Origin of the sequence: Mesorhizobium sp. WSM4989 (assembly GCF_029625795.1) — a bacterium.
Lineage (GTDB): Bacteria > Pseudomonadota > Alphaproteobacteria > Rhizobiales > Rhizobiaceae > Mesorhizobium.
Map to the genome: position 1 here is coordinate 61,563 of NZ_JARTVN010000002.1, position 19,893 is coordinate 81,455.

At 64.7% G+C, this 19,893-nt stretch carries 20 protein-coding genes; 10 read left to right on the top strand and 10 right to left on the bottom strand.

What is annotated here, in order from left to right:
• Positions 1 to 24 precede the first annotated feature (24 nt).
• The 5 genes from P9217_RS13060 (at position 25) to P9217_RS13080 (ending at position 4,828) form a co-directional block, all read left to right on the top strand.
• Positions 25 to 1,161 carry an ABC transporter ATP-binding protein gene (locus P9217_RS13060; protein WP_127240028.1) on the top strand — a complete coding sequence of 379 codons (1,137 nt, stop codon included), beginning with the start codon at positions 25 to 27 and terminating at the stop codon, positions 1,159 to 1,161.
• Positions 1,142 to 2,305 carry a spermidine/putrescine ABC transporter substrate-binding protein gene (locus P9217_RS13065; protein ID WP_095800622.1) on the top strand — a complete coding sequence of 388 codons (1,164 nt, stop codon included), beginning with the start codon at positions 1,142 to 1,144 and terminating at the stop codon, positions 2,303 to 2,305. The genes P9217_RS13060 and P9217_RS13065 overlap by 20 nt, the downstream gene beginning before the upstream one ends.
• Positions 2,306 to 2,379: 74 nt before the next feature.
• On the top strand, positions 2,380 to 3,243 hold the full coding sequence (locus P9217_RS13070; RefSeq protein WP_095823603.1) for an ABC transporter permease: 864 nt from the start codon (positions 2,380 to 2,382) through the stop codon (positions 3,241 to 3,243).
• Positions 3,243 to 4,055, top strand: a complete 813-nt coding sequence (locus tag P9217_RS13075) for an ABC transporter permease (protein ID WP_127335397.1) — start codon at positions 3,243 to 3,245, stop codon at positions 4,053 to 4,055. The genes P9217_RS13070 and P9217_RS13075 overlap by 1 nt, the downstream gene beginning before the upstream one ends.
• Before the next feature lie 11 nt (positions 4,056 to 4,066).
• The gene (locus tag P9217_RS13080; RefSeq protein ID WP_278087018.1) at positions 4,067 to 4,828 is read left to right on the top strand and encodes a glucose 1-dehydrogenase; all 762 of its coding nucleotides are present in this window, start codon (positions 4,067 to 4,069) and stop codon (positions 4,826 to 4,828) included.
• A gap of 19 nt (positions 4,829 to 4,847) precedes the next feature.
• Here P9217_RS13080 and P9217_RS13085 read toward each other — a convergent pair whose 3' ends face one another.
• Positions 4,848 to 5,288: a GFA family protein gene (locus P9217_RS13085; protein WP_095780081.1), complete on the bottom strand. Its 441-nt coding sequence runs from the start codon at positions 5,286 to 5,288 to the stop codon at positions 4,848 to 4,850.
• 499 nt (positions 5,289 to 5,787) lie between these two features.
• Here P9217_RS13085 and P9217_RS13090 point away from each other — a divergent pair, with 499 nt between their 5' ends.
• Entirely contained in the window at positions 5,788 to 7,155 is a 1,368-nt protein-coding gene (locus tag P9217_RS13090) for a glutamine synthetase family protein (RefSeq protein ID WP_278087019.1), read from the top strand.
• Between the two features lie 2 nt (positions 7,156 to 7,157).
• A complete protein-coding gene (locus P9217_RS13095) occupies positions 7,158 to 8,450 on the top strand; it encodes an FAD-binding oxidoreductase (protein ID WP_164746883.1) in 1,293 nt (430 codons plus the stop codon).
• 81 nt (positions 8,451 to 8,531) lie between these two features.
• On the opposite strand, the gene P9217_RS13100 is transcribed toward P9217_RS13095, so the two are convergent.
• From P9217_RS13100 to P9217_RS13125, 6 genes are all read right to left on the bottom strand, one after another.
• Positions 8,532 to 9,038, bottom strand: a complete 507-nt coding sequence (locus P9217_RS13100) for an L-2-amino-thiazoline-4-carboxylic acid hydrolase (RefSeq protein ID WP_127241440.1) — start codon at positions 9,036 to 9,038, stop codon at positions 8,532 to 8,534.
• A complete protein-coding gene (locus P9217_RS13105) occupies positions 9,035 to 9,814 on the bottom strand; it encodes an ATP-binding cassette domain-containing protein (protein WP_278087020.1) in 780 nt (259 codons plus the stop codon). The genes P9217_RS13100 and P9217_RS13105 overlap by 4 nt, the downstream gene beginning before the upstream one ends.
• A complete protein-coding gene (locus P9217_RS13110) occupies positions 9,811 to 10,689 on the bottom strand; it encodes an ABC transporter ATP-binding protein (RefSeq protein WP_127217526.1) in 879 nt (292 codons plus the stop codon). The genes P9217_RS13105 and P9217_RS13110 overlap by 4 nt, the downstream gene beginning before the upstream one ends.
• Positions 10,686 to 11,516 carry an ABC transporter permease gene (locus P9217_RS13115; protein WP_278087021.1) on the bottom strand — a complete coding sequence of 277 codons (831 nt, stop codon included), beginning with the start codon at positions 11,514 to 11,516 and terminating at the stop codon, positions 10,686 to 10,688. Before P9217_RS13115 ends, P9217_RS13110 begins: the two co-directional genes overlap by 4 nt.
• Positions 11,513 to 12,499 carry an ABC transporter permease gene (locus P9217_RS13120; protein ID WP_278087022.1) on the bottom strand — a complete coding sequence of 329 codons (987 nt, stop codon included), beginning with the start codon at positions 12,497 to 12,499 and terminating at the stop codon, positions 11,513 to 11,515. The genes P9217_RS13115 and P9217_RS13120 overlap by 4 nt, the downstream gene beginning before the upstream one ends.
• Positions 12,500 to 12,615: 116 nt before the next feature.
• Complete coding sequence (locus P9217_RS13125; RefSeq protein ID WP_278087023.1) at positions 12,616 to 14,226, bottom strand: ABC transporter substrate-binding protein; 1,611 nt, start codon at positions 14,224 to 14,226, stop codon at positions 12,616 to 12,618.
• Between the two features lie 342 nt (positions 14,227 to 14,568).
• On the opposite strand from P9217_RS13125, the gene P9217_RS13130 reads away from it, so the two are divergent.
• Together P9217_RS13130 and P9217_RS13135 are read left to right on the top strand one after the other, a co-directional pair.
• On the top strand, positions 14,569 to 15,759 hold the full coding sequence (locus P9217_RS13130; RefSeq protein WP_278087024.1) for a Xaa-Pro peptidase family protein: 1,191 nt from the start codon (positions 14,569 to 14,571) through the stop codon (positions 15,757 to 15,759).
• Between the two features lie 183 nt (positions 15,760 to 15,942).
• Positions 15,943 to 16,350 carry a nuclear transport factor 2 family protein gene (locus P9217_RS13135; RefSeq protein WP_278087025.1) on the top strand — a complete coding sequence of 136 codons (408 nt, stop codon included), beginning with the start codon at positions 15,943 to 15,945 and terminating at the stop codon, positions 16,348 to 16,350.
• 142 nt (positions 16,351 to 16,492) lie between these two features.
• On the opposite strand, the gene P9217_RS13140 is transcribed toward P9217_RS13135, so the two are convergent.
• The 3 genes from P9217_RS13140 to P9217_RS13150 are packed head-to-tail and all read right to left on the bottom strand — an operon-like array spanning position 16,493 to position 18,992.
• Positions 16,493 to 16,915: a cupin domain-containing protein gene (locus P9217_RS13140; protein ID WP_067318993.1), complete on the bottom strand. Its 423-nt coding sequence runs from the start codon at positions 16,913 to 16,915 to the stop codon at positions 16,493 to 16,495.
• A 4-nt stretch (positions 16,916 to 16,919) separates the two neighbouring features.
• Positions 16,920 to 17,783 (bottom strand): phosphoenolpyruvate hydrolase family protein, encoded by an 864-nt coding sequence (locus P9217_RS13145; protein WP_067318991.1) that lies wholly within the window; start codon positions 17,781 to 17,783, stop codon positions 16,920 to 16,922.
• A 12-nt stretch (positions 17,784 to 17,795) separates the two neighbouring features.
• A complete protein-coding gene (locus P9217_RS13150) occupies positions 17,796 to 18,992 on the bottom strand; it encodes a Tm-1-like ATP-binding domain-containing protein (RefSeq protein WP_278087026.1) in 1,197 nt (398 codons plus the stop codon).
• A gap of 118 nt (positions 18,993 to 19,110) precedes the next feature.
• On the opposite strand from P9217_RS13150, the gene P9217_RS13155 reads away from it, so the two are divergent.
• A complete protein-coding gene (locus P9217_RS13155) occupies positions 19,111 to 19,800 on the top strand; it encodes a TetR/AcrR family transcriptional regulator (protein WP_067318987.1) in 690 nt (229 codons plus the stop codon).
• Positions 19,801 to 19,893 lie beyond the last annotated feature (93 nt).

Genomic DNA, 19,893 nt, shown 5'->3' on the forward strand with positions numbered 1-19,893 from the left:
CACGCTGTCGCTGGAGCCCGTGGCTTGACTGCAGTGCCCGATATCGAGTTTCGCGCGGTCACCAAGCGCTACGGCGCCGTCACGGCGGTCAGCGGCATCGACCTTGCCATCCCGCCCGCGGCCTTCGTCGCCCTGCTCGGACCATCCGGCTGCGGCAAGACGACATGCCTGCGCATGATCGGCGGCTTCGAGCAGCCGAGCGAGGGCCAGGTGCTGATCCGCGGCCGCGACATGGCCGGAACGCCGCCTTACCGGCGTCCGGTCAACATGGTGTTCCAGCAGTACGCGCTGTTTCCGCATCTCGATGTCGAGGAGAACATCTCCTACGGACTGCGCCAGGCAAGGCCGCGTCTGTCGTCGCGCGAGATCAGCCTGAAGGCAGGTGAGGCGTTGGCCATGGTGCAGCTTGCGGGCTACGGACGCCGCAAGATTCACGAGCTTTCCGGCGGCCAGCAGCAGCGCGTCGCGCTCGCCCGGGCGCTGGTCAACAAGCCTGCGGTGCTGCTGCTCGACGAGCCCCTGGCGGCGCTCGACAAGAAGCTGCGCACAGACATGCAGATCGAGCTGCAGAACCTGCAGCGCGAAATCGGCATCACCTTCGTTCTGGTCACCCACGACCAGGAGGAGGCGCTGTCGATGAGCGACTTCGTGTGCGTCATGAATGGCGGCCGCGTGGTGCAACTCGGCCAGCCGAGCGAGATCTATGACGAGCCGGCCGATCTGTTCGTTGCCGATTTCGTCGGCAAGACGAATCTGCTCAGCGGCAAGGTGGCCGGGCTCTCCGGCGACCTCGTCGATGTGGCGCTCGCCGACGGCACGGTGATTTCGGCGCGCAAGCGGGTACCGCTCAGCCGGGGCGAGGCCGTATCCGTCAGCCTTCGGCCGGAATCGCTCAGCCTCTCGGCGCCCGGAGGCGGCGGTCTCAAGGGCATTGTCCGTAACCGCATCTTTCTTGGCTCGACCGCGGAATACGCGATCGAAGTGCAGGGCATTGGATCATTGCTTACCAAGGCCGATCACGTGACTGGCCGGGGCAACCTTTTCAAGCCGGGCGAACCCGTCGCCATCGGCTTCGCCGCCGGAGCGCCGCTGGCGTTTCCGCAACCTAAGAACAACGGGACCAACCAGAGGGAAGACCAACATGTCAAAATCCTATCGTGACGGACTGCCGATAAGCCCCGAAAAATTCGTCGACCAATTGATGCGCCTGAAGCGCGGCTCGATCAGCCGGCGCGACTTCCTCGGCCTCACCGGCCTCGGTGTCGCGACCGCGGTGATGGCGCGCGAGCTCGGCATCAGGCCGACACCGGCCTTTGCTGCCGAGAACCTCGGCGACCGCATGTCTATCGCCACCTGGCCGAACTATCACGACCCGCAGACCTTCGAGAACTTCAAGGCCGAGACGGGCGTGGCCGTCGAGGTCAACGTCTTCGGTTCGAACGAAGAGATGCTGGCCAAGCTGCAGGCCGGCGGCTCGGGCTGGAGCCTGTTCGTGCCGACCAACTACACCATCTCGACCTATAAGAAGCTCGGCATCATCGAGCCGCTGGACATGGCCAAGCTCGGCAATTTCGACGGCAGCAAGGAAGATGCCCGCTTCACCGCGGAAGGCACGATCGACGGCACGATCTACGCCGTGCCGAAGAACTGGGGCACGACCGGCTTTGCCGTCAACACCAAGAAGCTCGCCAAGCCGATGTCGAGCTGGAAGGAATTCTGGGATACTGCCATGGCGGAAGGCGACGGCCGCACCATGGTGCATGACTACCAGCTGACCACGATCGGCAATGCGCTGAAATATCACGGCTACTCGTTCAACTCGCTGAAGCAGGACGAGCTCGCCAAGGCCGAGGAACTGCTGCTCAAAGTCAAGCCGCATCTCTTCGCGGTGTCGAGCGACTATCAGCCGTCGATGCGCTCGGGCGACGCCTGGATGACGATGTGCTGGACCAATGACGGCGCGCAGCTTCATCGCGATATTCCTGAGATCGCCTATGTGCTCGGCAAGGAGGGCGGCGAGATCTGGACCGACTTCTACGCCATCCCGAAGGACGCGCCGAACAAGCCGGCCGGCTATGCGCTGCTCAACTACCTGATGAACCCGAAGGTCGCCGTCAAGGAGCATCTGGCCAATGGCGCGCCTTCGACCGACGCGCGGGTCAATGCGCTGCTGCCGAAGGAGGTGCTCGAGAACCCGATCCTCTATCCGGCCGCCGAGCTTCTGAAGCCGCTCGAGTTCGGCGCCGCCGCGACGCTCACCGATCCGGGCCGCGCCGAGCTGATGGCGCGCTTCAAGGCCGCGTGAATCAGGGCATCAACTCCGGTCAAGTTCTTACCGCCGGCGGGCAGAGGCCCGCCGGCGCCGAAGCGGCTTTTTCAATGCGCGGCAGTCTCCTTCGCAAAAATCTCCTGACCGCCCTACTGCTCGCTCCGGCGACGCTGTGGCTCGTCGTGTTCCTGGTCTTGCCGTTCGTCGCCATCGCCGTCTTCAGCGTCGGTGAGCGGGCACCCGAGGGCGGCTACCAGGCAGCGTTCACCTTCGCTCAATATGCCAACCTGCCGGCACGGGCGACCGCCTTCTGGAACACGATGGTGCTGGCGCCGGTCGGCGCGCTGGCCTGCCTCCTCGTTGCCTATCCCGTCGCCTATTACCTGGCGCTGCGCGCGCCGCAGCGCTGGCGGTTGATCCTGCTCGCGCTGATCGTCATCCCGTTCTGGACCAGCCTTCTGATGCGCACCTATGCCTGGATGTACATCCTTGGCGGGCGCGGCATTCCCGCCCTGCTCGCCTATATAGGCATCGAGGATCTCAGGCTGATCAACACGCCTGGCGCCGTGCTGCTCGGCATCGTCTATGGCTATCTTCCGCTGATGATCCTGCCGATTTATGTCAGCCTCGAACGGCTCGACCGGCGGCTGCTCGAGGCGTCCGCCGATCTGGGTGCTACGCCGCTATCGACCTTCCTCGGCGTCACGCTCCGGCTGTCGCTGCCGGGCGTGATGACCGGCTTCTCGCTGGTGATGATCCTGCTGCTCGGCGAGTATCTGATCCCGACGCTGCTTGGCGGCGGCAAGGTGTTCTTCATCGGCAACGCCTTGGTCGACCTCTTCTTGCAGTCACGCAACTGGCCGTTCGGATCGGCGATTGCCATCACGCTGGTGCTGGTCTCGGTCGTGGTGCTGATCATCGCCAACCGCCTCTCGACCCGGCTTTCGGGCGCCCGCCGCGTGGACCTAATCTGATGCGCGCCTTCGTCGTTGCCGTCTTTGCCTTCCTTTATCTGCCGATCGCGCTGGTCGTGCTGTTCTCGTTCAATGCCGGCCATCACGCCAGCGAGTTCACCGGCTTCTCCGAGCAATGGTACGGCAAAGCGCTGTCGAACCCGTTCCTGGTCGAGGCGCTGAAGAACAGCCTGTTCATCGCCACCACCAGCGCGCTGCTCGCGGCTTTCTGCGGCACGGCCGCGGCGCTCGGGCTGCAGCGTGTCGGCGCGCGGACAAGGGGCGTGTTCGACGCGTTGCTGGGTGCCGCGATCGTTGTGCCGGGCGTCGTCATTGGCATTTCGACGCTGGTGGCCCTGGTGCAGCTCTTCGCCGTCGTCAATCCGTTCCTCGCTTCGGTTTGGCCGACCGACCAGCCGCCGCGCCTGGCGCTCGGCTACGGCTCGATCATCGCCGCGCACGGCCTGTTCTCGATGGCGCTGGTGACGATGATCGTCGGCACGCGGCTCAGCAGCCTCGACCGCAACCTGGTCGAGGCCTCGAGCGATCTCTATGCAACACCGCTGACGACGTTCCGCTCGATCGTGCTGCCGCAGATCATGCCGGCGGTGATCGCCGGCTTCCTGCTCGCCTTCACCTTCTCCTTCGACGACTTCATCATCGCCTTCTTCGTCGCCGGCGCGCAGACGACCTTGCCGATCTATGTCTTTGCCTCGATCCGACGCGGCGTGACGCCGGAGATCAACGCCATCGCGACGATCGTGCTCGCCGCCTCGGTGCTGCTCGTCCTGCTCGCGCAATGGCAGCTCGGCCGACGAAAACCATTGCCGTGAAAGACAGATCCATGATTTTGAAAGATCGCATCGCCGTGGTGACGGGCGCCGGGTCGGGCATCGGGCGCGCCGGCGCCATGATCATGGCGCGGGAAGGGGCTGTCGTGGTGATCGCCGACCGGGATCCGGCGGCAGGCGAGGCCACGGCGGCCGCTATCCGCGCAGCCCGCGGCCGGGCCGAAGCGGTTGCGACTGATGTCGCCAACGACACGGCGGTCGAGGACCTCATAGCGGGAACGCTCGGCAAGCACGGCCGGATCGATATCCTGCACAGCCATGCCGGCATCCAGGTCGGCGGCACGCTGACGGAAGTCAGCACCGACGGCATGGACGCGTCGTGGCGGATCAATGTGCGGGCGCAGTTCCTCGCGGCGAAGACCGTCATGCCGGCGATGATCGCGCAGGGCGGCGGCGTCATCCTCAACACTGCGTCCAATTCCGGCGTCTTCTACGATCGCGAGATGATCGCCTATGCCACGTCCAAGCATGCGGTGGTGGCGATGACCAGGCAGATGTCGCTCGACTACGCTAAGCACAATGTGCGCATCAACGCGCTCTGTCCGGGCTGGGTCGACACGCCGTTCAACGAGCCGTTCATCACCCAGATGGGCGGACGCAACGCGATCGAAAACTATGTCCGGACCAAGATCCCGATGGGGCGCTGGGCGAGCGAGGAGGAGATCGCCGAAGCAATCCTGTTCCTGGTCTCCGACCGCTCGTCCTTCATGACCGGCCAGGCGCTGGTCGTCGACGGCGGCGAAAGCATCGGCTGAGGCGCGCTTGGCGAGCGATCTACCGGTCGACGGGATTTCCAAATGCCGGATCGCGGCGTCGCGAGTAGGTGTCGATACGCGGCAGATCGTCGGAAAATTCCAGCCAGGGCAGACGCAGCCGCCAATAGGCGTGGGCTTGTGGCCGAAACCGCTCCGGATGGTCGAAGAAGCCGATGGTGACATAAAGCTCGTCGTTCAGTCCCTCGTCGCGATAGGCGATCGAGGTGCCGCATTTCTCGCAGAAGCTGCGGACGATGCCCCGGGTTTTCGAGAATTCCCTGGGCTGGCCGCGGGTCAAGCGAAACTGGTCCGGCCGGTAACCGATCCAGATGGTCAGCGGGCTTCCGATCGCCCGGCGGCAGTCGTCATCATGGTCGAAGCAGATCCAGAACGGATCGCCCTGCATCTCGGCCGCGATCGCCCCGCAAAAACATGCCCCCGTTTCGATCGTGCTTTCCATCCCATCGCTCCTGATCGTGCTGAATTCCGTCGGCCGCGCTGTGCGCCGGTGGCGTGCTCAGTGGGAACATCAAAACCGGCAGCGAGTTCCTTCGGGCGGGCAACGCGCGGAGTGGTCCCAGCGGGTGGGCTTGCGCCGGAAGCAACGATCGGTCAAACCGTAGGCCAGGTTCCTTGAAGAGGTTTGCCGTGCAAATGGAAAAAAGCCGCTCCGGCTCTCGGCTGTTTTCAATTTCGGCCGCAAGAAATCGTCTTTCAGCGGGGCATCACTAGTCATGCGCTGTTGCCGGCACGAGAATCTGCAACGCGCGGAGGAGACCAAGGTCGGTTCGCATGTCGTTCGTGACGGCTGGACCGAGGGGGTATGCGGAGTGCTCGATCCGGCCTGTTGGCCGGCCATCAGGCGGGCGTCCGTCGTTCAGATCACGTAGCTTACTCAGCGCTCAAACCGAAACGGACGTGCCCGCCGAAGCGATTTCTCCTTCGTACGGACATGACCGATGCCTGACAAACTGAATTCCTCATTTCCCAGCGCCGATCCGCAAAGCTGGCTGACCACGCATGGAATAGGCGAGGTCGAGTGCCTGGTGCCCGATGTCAACGGTGTGCTACGCGGCAAGGCCTTGCCGGCGGCCAAGTTCCTGAAGTCGCTCGAGGACCGTGCGCTCTACCTGCCGAGCAGCGCTTTCCTGGTCGCGATCGACGGCCGCTATTCCGGCTCCATCGATGAAGGGTTCGCCTACCAGGACCCCGACATGCGCATGGTGCCCGACCTGTCGACGCTGAGCCCCGCGCCCGGGGCCGGCAAGGCCTATGTCTTTGCCGATACGTTTCACATGGACGGACGGCCGTGGATGGCTTCGCCGCGCCATGTGCTGAGGGCCGTGCTCGATCTTTACCGCCGGCGCGGCTGGCACGCCGTGATGGCGCCGGAGCTCGAATTCTACCTCACGGCGCCAAATCCCGATCCGGATCGGCCGCTGACCGCGCCAGTCGGGCGCAACGGACGGCCCGAAAGCGTGCAGCATCCCTACGACATGCAGGCGCTGGAGGAGTTCGAAGCGGTGACGCGTCACCTTTATGACCACGCCGCGGCCGCCGGCCTGCCCCTCGACACGCTGATCCACGAATCCGGCACGGCGCAGCTCGAGATCAACTTCCTCCATGGCGACCCGCTGGCGCTGGCCGACAAGGTGCTGTTGTTCAAGCGCATGGCCAGGCAGGCGGCGCAGGCGAGCGGTATGCACGCCACCTTCATGGCGAAGCCGATCGCGACGCAGGCCGGCAGCTCGATGCATCTTCACATGTCCATCGTCGACGAGCGCGGCGAGCCCCTGTTTGCCGGCAAAGACGGCGAGGACACAGAAATGTTCGCGCACTTCATCGGGGGCCTGCAGAAATACGTGCCTGAAATCATGCCGCTGTTTGCACCGAACGTGAACTCGTATCGCCGCATCCGGCCGGGCCACAGCGCGCCGGCCAATATCGAGTGGTCGCATGACAACCGCTCCTGCGGCTTGCGGGTGCCAATGGGCGGGCGCGCCGCGCGGCGGGTGGAGAACCGGCTGCCCGGCGCCGACGCCAATCCCTACCTCGCCATGGCCGGCTCGCTCATCGCCGGATATCTCGGCGTCGAGGAGAAGCTGGCCCGCTCGCCGGAGGCCTTCGGCAACGCCTATCGCAGCCAGAGCACGCTGCCCAAGACCATGGAGGAAGCGCTCGACCGTTTCGCCGCCTGCGAGCCGGTGCGGGTGCTGCTCGGGGAGGATTTCTTCCAAACCTATCTGCGCGTGAAAAGCGTAGAGCTCGACCTGTTCCAGACCGTGGTGACGTCGTGGGAACGCGACCATCTGCTGCTCAAGGTGTGACCATGGCTTCGACGGGTTTCAATTCCGGTCTTGATATCGGCAAATCCTATTATGTGGCGACTGCCAATCCGGCGCCGGACCATCCGGCGCTTACCGGCGATGCAGAAGCCGACCTGGTGGTCGTCGGTGGCGGCTGCACCGGGCTTTCGGCGGCGCTCCATGCGGCCGAACGCGGCCTTAAAGTGGTGCTGCTCGAAGGCGGCAAGATCGGCTGGGGTGCCTCTGGGCGCAATGGCGGCCAGATAATCCCCGGTCTGCGCAAGGGCGCCAAGGAGCTGGTCAGAGCGTTCGGGCCGGAGCGGGCGAAGGCGCTGTTCGACCTCGCCTTCGAGGCGCGAGGCTTGGTGCTCGACATTATCGAGCGCCACGGCATCGAGTGCGACTTGCGGCTGACCGGCCATCTGGTCGGCGCGGTCAACGGCTCCGACATGCGCGAATTCGAGGAAGAGGCCGAGTGCCTCGCCAAGGTGATGGACTTCCCGCATGTCGAGATCCTGTCGGCGGCGGAGGCGCGGCGCATGGTCGATACGCCTTATCTCGGTGCATCCTTCGAGACGCTCGGCGGACACATGCATCCGCTGAACTACACGCTGGGGCTCGCTGGGGCCGCTTCTGCCGCTGGCGTCACCATCCACGAGAACTCGGTCGCCGTCCGGCTGGAGCGCGAACCCTTTATCCGGGTGTTCACCGACAAGGGCTCGGTCCGTGCCAGGCATGTGGTGCTGGCCGGCGATGCGCTGCTCAACGGGCTCGAGCCGCGCGTCAACAGCCGCATCATGCCGATCGGCAACTACATCGTCGCCACCGAGCCGTTGGGCGCGCGCAACGTCATCCCGTCCAACGCCGCGGTTTCGGACACGCTTTTCGTGGTCAATTACTACCGCATGTCCGCGGATGGCCGCCTGCTGTTCGGCGGCGGCGAGCGCTATACGCCCTCGCCCCCCGCCGACATTGGCGGCTTCGTGCGGCCGCATATGGAAAAGACCTTCCCACAGCTTAGGGGGTGCCGGATCGACCATGCCTGGGGCGGGCTCGTGTCTGTGACGACGTCGCGCCTGCCGCATGTCGGGCATTATGGCGAGGTCTATTTCGCGCATGGCTATTCCGGCAAGGGCGTCATCCTGTCGACGCTGTCGGGCAAGCTGCTCGCGGAAGCGATCACCGGCGACGCCTCGCGGCTCGACCTGTTCTCGACGCTGACGCCGCTGCCGTTCCCCGGCGGCACGGCGCTGCGCGGGCCGCTCTATGTGCTCGGCATGCTGTGGTATGCGATGCGCGATCGACTCAGGCGTTGAGCGCCGACTTTCCCGTCGGTGCCAGCGACGAATCCGGCGCGGAACTGCACGTCTTCGGCCGAAAGTCAAATCGTCGGCTCGCTAGGTGTCGCGGTTGGTCAGCGCGATGTGGCAGCAGCCGGAGCCGTGGCCCGGCGTCCAGGTCACGTTGGCGAAGCGCACGCCGGTTGCTTCGAACAGTCCGCGGTCGAAGGCGCCGGCGATGCGGCAGAGCGTGGCAAGCTTTTCCTCGCCGACGCCGGCCTCGATCCAGGCATCCTTCAGCGGGCAGCGCTTCACCTTGAAAGCGATGCGGTCCGGCCTGCGCTCGACGTCGGTCGGATACATGCGCCCGCCATCCGGGCTGACGGAAAGGAACGCCTCGCCGATCGCCAGCGCATCATTGGGGCCGAAACCGGCGAAAGCGGCCGCTGCAACTTCCCGGCCGCGCTTTTCGATGGTGCGGATCATTAATGCTTCGGCCTTCTCGGCGCCAAGCTCGGCGGTCAACTCATCGAGGAAGAGGCGATAGAGATCGCCCCGGTAGCGAAAGGCGGAGTCGAGCTCGCGCGACAGTTTTTCGGCAATGGCTGCGTCGGAGTCGGTCATGGTGTTTTGATCCTATTCAGCCTCGGGGTTGCCGCCACCAGCGCCTTGCCGACCGCCGATTGCGGGCTGGCGATGACGGTGCGGGCGTCGCCGCTCTCGGCGACCCGGCCGGCATCGAGGAGAACGATGCGATGCGCGAGGGCGCGGATTACGCCGAGATCATGCGAAATGAAGAGATAGGCGATCCGTTCCTGTCTTTGCAGGTCGAGCAGCAAGTCCAGGATCTGTCCGCGCACCGAAACGTCGAGCGCCGAGACCGCCTCGTCGAGGACGATCAGCGACGGTCGGGTGGCGATGGCGCGGGCGATCGCTACCCGCTGGCGCTGGCCGCCGGAAATCTCGTGGATCGCGCGCGCGGCAAGGCCGGCATCGAGGCCGACCCGCTCCAGGAGGGCTGCGATGCGGCGCGGGCGCTCCGAGCGCGAGGCGATGCCGTGGATGCGCAACGGGTCGTCCAGCGCACGCGCCACGGTGGAGCGCGGGTTAAAGGCGGCGAGCGGATCCTGGAAGACCATCTGGAGGCGGGCACGGCGGTCGCGCAACGCGGCGCCCGACAAGTTAAGGAAGTCTGTGCCCTCGAATTGGATGCGCCCGGTGTCGGGCTCGAGCAGGCGCAGCACCAGCCGCGCAACGGTCGACTTGCCACTGCCGGACGGACCGGCGAGGGCCAGCGTTTCAGCCGGGCCGATCTCAAACGAGACATCGTCGACGGCCGCAAAGGGTTTGCCGCCGCGGCGATAGCGCTTGGAGAGATTGGAGACGGCGAGCACGGTCATGCCGGGGCGCCTTGCCGGTCAAGAAGCGGCCTGGCGTCGAGACCGAGATGGGCATCGAGCAGCGTGCGCGTATAGGCATGGCGCGGCGCGTTAAGGATCTGGTCCGTGTCGCCCAATTCGACCAACTCGCCATGACGCAGCACCGCGATGCGTTCGGCGAGCGTGGCGGCGAGCGCGATGTCGTGGCTGATGAAGGCGAGCGTCAGGCCGTCCTCGTTGACCAACCCGCGGATCAGGGAAACGATCTCGGCCTGGACGATGGTGTCGAGCGCGCTGGTCGCCTCGTCGGCAATCAGCAGTTTAGGGGCGGCGGCGATGGCCGCTGCGATTGCAACGCGCTGCTTCTGGCCGCCGGACAGCTGGTGCGGATAGGCGCGCAAGACGGCTTCGGAGTCGGGCAGGCGGACGCGCTCGAGCAGGGTTTTGGCTTTGGCATAGGCCTCGCGCCAGTTGAGGTTGAGATGCGTGCGTGCGACCTCGGCGATTTGCTTGCCGACCGGCATCACCGGGTCGAGGCTGAAGGAGGGGTCCTGGAAGACGAAGCCGATGTCGCGGCCACCAATGGGCTGAAAATGCGGAGGCTGGCGATCCTGCGCACCCCCCTCTATCCCGCCGGACGACTGGACGGAGGGGGGTGTGAGGGAATGAGACGATCGAGGTTTCTGCCACTCGATCGAACCTCCAACCTCGGCCGCTTCCGCCAACAATCCCGCAACCGCCAGCGCCAGCGTGCTCTTGCCCGAGCCGCTCTCACCAATGATCGCAAGGCGTTCCCCGGCTTCCACATCAAGGCTGATGCCCTTCAGCGCCGTTACCTCGACGCCGTCTCGCCGATACCGCACGGTCAGATCGCGGATCGAAAGCAGCGCAGTCACGACAGGCTCCTGCGTACCGCGGTGCTTTCCACCACGCCCTCGCCGGCGAGGTAAATGCCGAGAACGGTCAGCACCAGCGCGATACCGGGAACGATCGACAGGAAAGGCGCGGTGCGCAAGACAGTGCGGCCTTCGGCGATCATGCCGCCCCAGGTGACGCGGTTGGGATCACCGAGGCCGAGGAAGGAAAGCGCTGCTTCGGTGAGGATGGCGGCCGCGACGATCACCGAGGAAAGCGCCAGCACCGGCGGCAGCGCATTGGGGAGCACCTCGCGAAAGGCAATCTCGAGCGGATGCATGCCGATGACGCGAGCGCCGGCGACATAGTCGCGCTCGCGGATCGACAGGACTTCCGCGCGCGCCACCCGCGCCGGCCCGGTCCAGGCGCCGAGCGCGATGGCCGCGATCACCACACCAAGCGAGGGGCCGACGATGCTGACGAAGGCCAGCGCCAGCAAAAAACTAGGCACGGTCTGGAAGGCGTCGGTGATGCGCATCAGCACCTCGTCGATCAAGCCGCCGGCGAAACCGGCCAGCGTGCCCACCACCGCGCCGACCAGAAGCGCAGCTGCGGCCGCCGCTAGTCCAACCGCCAGCGAGGTGCGCGCGCCGTGGAAAAGTTCGGCCAGCACGTCGCGGCCGAGCCGGTCGGTGCCGAGCGGCAGCGACCAATTTTGCAACGGCGGCAGCAAGGCCGAGCCGGCGATCGCTTGCGGGTCGCCCGGAAAGAGCAGCGGCGCTGCCAGCGCGATCGCGACGAGCAAGGCGAGGATGAGTGCGCCGGCGATCGCTTCCGGCGTCTGGAAAAATCGATGCAGCCTCTTCATGCGACCGCCTCGCCGGCACCGACGCGCGGATCGAGGAAGGCGTAGGCGAGATCGACCAGGAGGTTGATGACGATAACGAGCACGGCGCTCACCAAAATGATGCCGAGCAGCAGCGGCGTGTCGCGTCCGGCGACGGCTTCCTGCGCCAGCCGGCCGAGGCCGGGGACGGCAAAGACGCTTTCGATGACAACGCTGCCGCCCAGCATCTGCGCCGATTGCAAGCCGAGCATGGTGACCAGCGGCAGCAGCGCGTTACGGGCGACATGCGCAAGCACGATGCGCCGGCGCGGCAAGCCCCTGGCACGGGCGGCAAGCACGAAATCCTGCCGCCAGGCTTCCGCCATGCCGGCGCGCATCATGCGCAGATAGAGCGCGAGATAGATGAAGCCGAGCGCCGAGACCGGCAGCACAAGATGGGTGGCGATGTCGCCGGCCCGCGCCACCCCGGTCTTGGCCGATGCGATGGTCTCGATGCCGCCGATCGGCAGCCAGCGCAGGTCGACGGCAAAGACGACGATCAGCACAAAGCCGAGCCAGAACCCCGGCACGGCGTAGAGCGCCAGCGAGCCGATCGACAGGAAGCGGTCGCGAAAGCTTCCGGGACGGGCGCCGGCATAGATGCCGAGCGCCGAGCCGAGGCCGAAGGAGAGCGCGGTTGCGCTGCCCATCAGGATGAGCGTGGTCGGCAGGCGTTCGAGGATGACGTCGCGGATCGGCCGCGAGAACGTGACGGACTGGCCAAGGTCGAGGTGCAAGAGCGCCCAGAGATAGTTGGCGAGCCGGGTCAGTTCCGACTGGTCGAGGCCCCAGCGGTGGCGCAGCAATTCGATCATGCCGGCATCGCCGCCGGTCGAGACGATATAGGCGTCGACCGCGTCGCCGGGGGCAGCTTCGAGCAGCAGGAAGCTGCCGATGACGACGATCAGCAGCACGAAGACGCTGCCGACGAGACGGCGGCGCAGGAGGGTGAGGGCTCGGGTCATGGCGACGCCATATCAGGGCCAACCCTTGGATGCCGCGTCCGGCAGGACAGAGGGGGGCGCGACGGAACTCTCATTCTCAAAGCTCAGCACCCAGGCAGGCAATCCGCAAGTGCGGATCAACCCGCCAAAAAGGTGTCCGCCCAGTTCGATACCGCCCAGCGCGGGTTGTTGGCGATGTTGCCGACAGTGTCGCGGGCGACGGAAATGAAGCTCCACTCGGCGACGTTGATCAGCGGCAGGTCGGCCGCCACCATTTTCTGGAATTCCTTGTAGAGCTCGGTGCGGGCGGATGTGTCGAGCGTCTCTGACGCTTTGGCGATCAGCGCATCCAGGTCGGCGTTCTTGTAGCCGCCCTGGTTGGAGAAGGGCACGCCGTCAGGGATGCCGCTCTGCACCAGGATGGTGGTCGAGATCGCCGGGTCGCCGCGGAACACCGGCGGGCCGACGGCGAGGTCGAAGGCGTGGTCGGTATAGACCGCTTTCATATGGGCGGCCGAGTCGTTGTTGACGATTTGGGCGTCGATGCCGATTAGGGCCAGCGCCTGGCGCAGGTAATCGCCGAACTGCTTGGTCTCATTGAAATACGGCGCCGGCAGCAGCTTCAGTGCAAAGCGCTTGCCGTCGTCGGCCCGTTTGTAGCCGGCCTCGTCGAGCAGCTCGTTGGCCTTGGCGACGTCGAAGGGGTAGATCGGGACGTCAGCAGTGTAGAATTGCGGATCGTTCTTCGGCACCGGACCGGTTGCGGTCGCGGCGTAACCGAGGAAAATTGTCTTGACGACGAAATCCTTGTCGATGGCATGCGCGATCGCCTGCCGCACTTTCAGGTCCGCCAGTTCCTTGCGGCGATGGTTGATCTCGACGACGAGCTGGTAGGTCAGCCCCTCATAGCCCTTGGTGATGACCTTCAGGCCCGGCACCTTTGAGATGCGGTCGAGGTCGGCGAGCGGCACGGCGGAGAAGGCGGCGAGCTGGATTTCTTCCGCCTCGAGCGCCGCAGCCGCAGAGGTTCGGTCGGGCAGCACCTGGTAGACGATCTCGTCGAGATAGGGCTCGTCCTTGTCCCAATAGGCATCGTTCCGCGCAAGCCGATAGTACTGGCCGGCCTTGTATTCGGCGAATTTGAACGGGCCGGTGCCGACCGGAGCGTTGTTGGCCGGGTTGTCCTCGATCTTGCCCACCTCATAGACGTGCTTCGGCACGACGCTGCTCAATGCCGGCAGCGCGTTGCGGATCAGCTGGAACGGCGTCGGCTTGGCGAATTTGAACACGGCCGTAAGCTTGTCGGGCGTGTCGACGGCTTCAAGGTCCTTGAACACCGTGCGGCCGAGATTCTGCAGAGGCTTCCAGACCTGCAGCGCGGAGAAGGCGACGTCGGCGGAGGTGAAGGGCTTGCCGTCATGCCATCTGACGCCGTCGCGCAACTTGAAGGTCACCGACCGGCCGTCGGCCGAGCCTTCCCAGGAAAGCGCAAGGCGCGGCTGAAGCCCGTCCTTGCCGTCGAAGGAGGCCTCGGCCAGCGTCTCGACCACCTTGCTGGAGATGAAGAAGACGCCGTTGGAAGCGACAATAGCCGGATTGAGGTTGCGCGGCTCGGAGTCGGCGGCCACGATCAACCTGCCGCCCTTCTTCGGCGTCTGCGCCCGGCCGATGGCCGGCAACGCGGTCGAGGCCAGAAGCAGTGCCGAGCCAGCCAGCAGGCCGCGGCGTGAAATCGGCAATCCGGACATCCTCAAGCTCCCCTCTTCACCCGCGACCGGCGCGGGCAACCTCAAAATCAGCGGGATTATGGCCCTTGGCAAAGGTTTCGCCAGAGACGGATTTGGCGCATGCTGGCTTGGCTCTGAAATTTTCGTCCGCTGGACCAGTTATATTCGGTCTGCGGTCGCGACTATCTGGTAGGACCAGAATAAGCCGTACGCGGCCTCAAGCCAAGTAGGAGAGGGCGGGATCAGGGGGATGCTGTCAACGCTGGCTGGACCAGAACGGTCAAGATGGTGCAGATTTGGTCGCAAACGGCAGTTTCATCATGTTTGACTGCTTGAGCGGCCGAGGAAATCAGGGAGGGAAAGATGAACATCGCTCCGGGCAAAACCGAGGCCAGCGGCATCCCGTTCGACCAGGCTCGGGTGGACCGGCTGATGGAGGAGGCCGGCATCGATGTGCTTTTCGCCACCTCCAAGCACAACACGCAATATCTGCTCGGCGGCTACAAGTTCATCTTTTTCGCGGCGATGGACGCCATCGGCCATAGCCGCTACCTGCCGATCGTCCTCTATGAAAAAGGCGGGCCGGAGCATGCGGCCTATATCGGCAACAAGATGGAAGGCGGCGAGCACGAGAACCATCCGTTCTGGACACCGACATTGCATGCGGCCTGCTGGGGCACGCTCGACGCCGCCAACCTTGCCGTCGAGCATCTGCAGAAGATCGGCAAGGGTGCTGCCCGCATCGGCATCGAGCCTGCTTTCCTGCCCTCGGACGCTTACTCGCTGATCCGCAAGGCCTTGCCGGATGCAAAGCTGATCGATGCCACCGGCATGCTGGAGCGCATGCGCGCCGTCAAGACCGAGGCCGAACTGGAGAAGCTGCGCATCGCCTCCGAACTGATCACCGATTCGATGCTGGCGACGATCGCCTGGGCGCGCGAGGGCACGACCAAGACCGACATCATCGAGCAGTTACGGCGCGAGGAGACCAATCGCGGCGCGCATTTCGAATATTGTCTGCTGACACTGGGTGCCAGCCACAACCGTGCCGCCTCGAGCCAGACGTGGAAGCAGGGCGAGGTGCTGTCGATCGATTCCGGCGGCAACTATCACGGCTATATCGGCGACCTCTGCCGCATGGGTATTCTTGGCGAACCGGATGCCGAGCTCGAGGATCTGCTGTCCGAAGTCGAGTCGGTGCAGCAGGCCGCGTTCTCCAAGGTCAAAGCCGGCACGCTCGGCGGCGACATGATCGCGCATGCCGAGAGCGTGCTGAAGGCTTCCAAGGTCGCGGCCTTCACGGATTTCTTCGCTCACGGCATGGGGCTGATCACGCATGAAGCGCCGTTTTTGATGACCAACCATCCGGTCACCTATGAAGGCACCTATGCGGCCAAGCCGCTGGAAAAGAACATGGTGCTTTCGGTCGAGACCACCATGCTCCACCCGACGCGCGGCTTCATCAAGCTCGAGGATACCGTGGAGGTGACCGACACAGGCTATGCGATGTTCGGCGATCGCGGGCGTGGCTGGAACAGGGGCGGGGTCGCCTAGAGCGCGTTCGGGAAACCAATCACTCCGAATGACCGAGTTCAAACCTCGGGCGGCTTCTGCGGATTGATGGGAAACAAGCTTCGTCGTGCGCGCCCGCCGTCCTGGGTGTATCTTGCTGACTTGAGTTGTGGCCCGGCGCCTCCTACCAGACCGATTACGTCGGGCCGGTAGCAGGAGGAAGTTATGGCAGACGTAACATCAAGAAATCAGAACTCCGAGCTCATTCGGCGGGGTTACGCCGCCTTCAACTCCGGAGACATGGACACGCTTGCGCAAATCATCGACGAGAAATGCACGTGGCACAGCCCGGGAAGGAATCCGATCGCCGGGGACTACAAAGGCCGTGAGGCGACTTTTGCCCAGTTGGGCCGTTATGGCGGGCAAACCCTTGGCACCTTCAGGGCGAATCTTCTGCATGTCATGGAAAGTGAGGACGGACGTGTAGTCGGCGTCCATCGCAATACCGGGGAACGCAACGGCAAACAGCTTGATGTGCTCTGTTGCATCGTCTTCGACATCAGGGCCGGCAAGGTAGTCGATGGCCGGGAACACTTCTACGACCTCTACGCCTGGGATGCATTCTGGGCTTAGCCTGGAGGTGCTGTTCGCGGCAACTCGCACGAGACTGTGCGCGATGTCTCCGCACACCTGTTTGCTGTAGCCCCCATACATACCTGGAGAGGTGATTGCGAAGCAAACCGGTGGGCGAATAACGCCCGCAAGCGATTTGCCATCAATTGCTTGCCTCTCGCGGCAGCAGCTTGAAATCCGGCAGGTCACGCAGCGCCAGCTCCGGGCCGGCCGGCGAATAGACGACGAAAAGCTGCATCGGCTGATCGCCCGTGTTGAGCGTCGAGTGGAAGCGGCTTTCCGGCACATAGACGGTGCAGCCGGGACCGACCTTGGCGACCACCGGATTGCCCTTCTCGTCCTCGACCATCTGTTCGCCATGGCCGGAAATCACGAAGATGATCTCCTCCGCGCCTGGGTGGTTGTGGCGGGTGTGCCCCTTGCCGGGCGGCAGGTCGACGACGCCGCCGGAGAAGCGCTCCGCGCCGTTCACTTCCGGCGCGACCGTGAGGGCCAGCTTGCCCCAGTCGAAGCCGAAGGCGCTGACCTCCTTCGGATAAACGAACACCTTGCTCTTGTCGGCCATTGCCTCATCCCTTGCTAGTTGCTGGCATTTTCGCTTTGCCGATTGCCGCTGCCTTGAAATCCGCCGTCTGCCTGGCGATCGCCGCCTCGGCCGGCAGCCGTTCCATCGAGCTTGCGCCGTAGAAGCCGTGCAGTCCTTCGCAGCGCTCGAGGATGTAGCGCGCATCATGGGGCATGGAGATCGGCCCGCCATGGCAAAGCAGGATGACGTCCTTGCGCACCGAGCGCGCGGCGTCGGCAATCGCATCGATCTCCTCGACGCAGGCATCCAGCGACTTCGCCGAGGTCGCGCCGATCGAGCCGCCTGTGGTCACGCCCATATGGGCTACGACTACGTCGGCGCCCGCCTTGGTCATGGCGCGCGCCTCGTCGGGGTTGAAGACGTAAGGCGTGGTGAGCAGGTCGAGCTTGTGCGCCTCGGCGATCATGTCGACCTCGAGGCTAAAACCCATGCCGGTCTCCTCGAAACTCTGCCGCATGGTGCCGTCGAAGAGGCCGATGGTCGGAAAATTCTGCACGCCGGAAAAGCCCATCGTCTTCAGTTCGGCGAGAAACAGCGGCATGATGACGAAGGGGTCGGTTCCGTTGACGCCGGCCAGCACCGGCGTCTTCTTTACCACCGGCAGCACCTCATAGGCCATTTCCTTGACGATCTCGTTGGCATTGCCATAGGCGAGCAGGCCGGCGGCCGAGCCGCGCCCGGCCATGCGGTAACGGCCGGAATTGTAGATGATGATGAGATCGATGCCGCCGGCTTCCTCGGCCTTGGCCGACAGGCCGGTACCGGCACCGCCGCCGACGATCGGAACGCCATCGGCGATCATCTTGCGGAACCTTTCCAGTATGGTTTTGCGCGGGATGGCGGCCATGTTTGTCGGATCTCACTTCTTGGCGATGTCGAGGAAAGCCTCGGCCGCGGCCTTGGCGAATGCAGGATCGTTGATGTGCAGCGGCAGGCGCGTCACGATACGGTTCGCGGTCGGCTTGATGGTGTGCTCGATGGCTTCGAACAGCGCCGCATCGGCTTGCGGATCGAAGAAGGCGCCGCCTTCGACATCGAGCGCCGACACGCCTTTTTCCGGGATCAGGAAGCGCACCGGGCCGTCGCAACGGGCGAGGCGGCCGCCGATCCATTCGCCGATCCGGCGGCTCTCCTCGGCGGTAGTGCGCATCAGCGTGACATTCGGATTATGCTCATAGAACAGCCGCCCGCGATATTTGTCGGGGATAGTCGGCGGCGCCCAGAAGTTCACCATGTCGAGCGCGCCGACCGAGCCGACATAGGGCAGTTTCGTGCGAGCAATGGCGCCGAAGCGATCCTCCGTCGCCGGCAGCACGCCGTCGAACAGCAAATCGCAGACCTCGGTTGTGGTGATATCAAGGACGCCGGCGAGCAGGCCGCTATCGGCAAGCTTCTCCATCGAGCGGCCACCTGTGCCGGTCGCATGGAAGACCATGCAGTCATAGTCGGCGCGCAAGCGCTCGACGATTGCCGTGACACAGGGCGTGGTGACGCCAAACATGGTCAAGCCGAGCGCCGGCTTGCCAGCAGTTGACGGGGCCGGCCTCGCCGCCATGCCGGCGATCGCCTGGGCGGCGTTGTGCAGGACGACGCGCGACAGACGATTGAGGCCGGCCATGTCGGTTACCGACGGCATCATGACGATGTCGGAGACATCGACGTAAGGCGCGGTATCGCCGGAGGCCAGCGTCGAGACCATGATCTTCGGTAGACCGAGCGGTAGGGCGCGCATGCCGGCGGTGACAATCGATGTGCCGCCGCCGCCGCCAATGCCGATCACGCCGGCGACGTCGTCGCGCGATTGGATGAAGCGGATAAAGGCGACACCCATGCCGGCAACGGCGAGTCCGCGGTCGTCAGTGCCGAGCACGGCGCCGGCTCCATCGGGATGATGCGCGGCGACCTCGCTTGCCGCGACATCCACCGGGACGGTCGCGCCGCGTGTGCCGATATCGACGCGGACGACCGAGCCGCCGCCGACGGCGACGGCGTCGGCCAGGAAGGCAAGCTCCTCACCCTTGGTGTCGGCGGTGCCGACCACATAGATACGCTTCATTCGCCTTTCCCCGTCGTCTCCTCGGTTAGCCGGCCTGCTCGGCGGTGCGGCCTGCCGCTTCGGGCCTGGCGCTTGGTCCGGCCATTGCAATTTTTTGAGACGCGCGTATCGTATTGATATGGATGTCTCACGTCAACAAGCCGCTTCCGATGACGCCGAGCAGCTGAGAGCCGGGAAGGGTGCCCGCGCCCGTACCAGGCGGCTGATGCTGGAAACGGCGACGCGGCTGATGCAGTCCGGCGTGACGCCTTCGGTCAGCGAGGTTGCAGAGGCTGCGGAAGTGTCGCGCGCGACCGCCTATCGCTACTTTCCGAGCCAGGCCGCGCTGGTGCAGGCGGTCGTCGACGAGGGGCTCGGACCGATCCTGACCTGGAAATCGAATTCGAAAGATCCGGAACAGCGGGTTGCCGAACTCTTCGCCTCCGCCATGCCGCGCATCGAGGCTTTCGAGGCGACGTTCAAGGCGGCGCTCAAGCTTTCGCTCGACCAGTGGGCGAGACGGCAGGCTGGAACGCTAGGCGCCGAACCGGCTTTCAAGCGCGGCCATCGGATCGACCTCCTGAAGGACGCGATCGCTCCGCTCAAGGGTCAGCTCAAGCCGCGCCAGTTCAAGCGTCTTGCCCAGGCGCTGTCGATGATGTTCGGTGTCGAGGTGCTGATCGTGCTGAAGGATATGTGGGGGCTGGACAGCCGTGACATGATGGCGGTCGCCGAGTGGGCGGCGGGCGCGCTGGTGCGCGCGGCGGTGGCGGAATCAGGAGCGAAGGCGACTGGAGGTTCGGCATCAGCTGAAATAGACATGTCCTGAATCTGGTTCGACCAGATTGGAGAGGATGTCAACAACAATGAGTGCAATACACCGCTGGAGACAAGGTCTCCGCATATCAAGGAGTACGAAAAA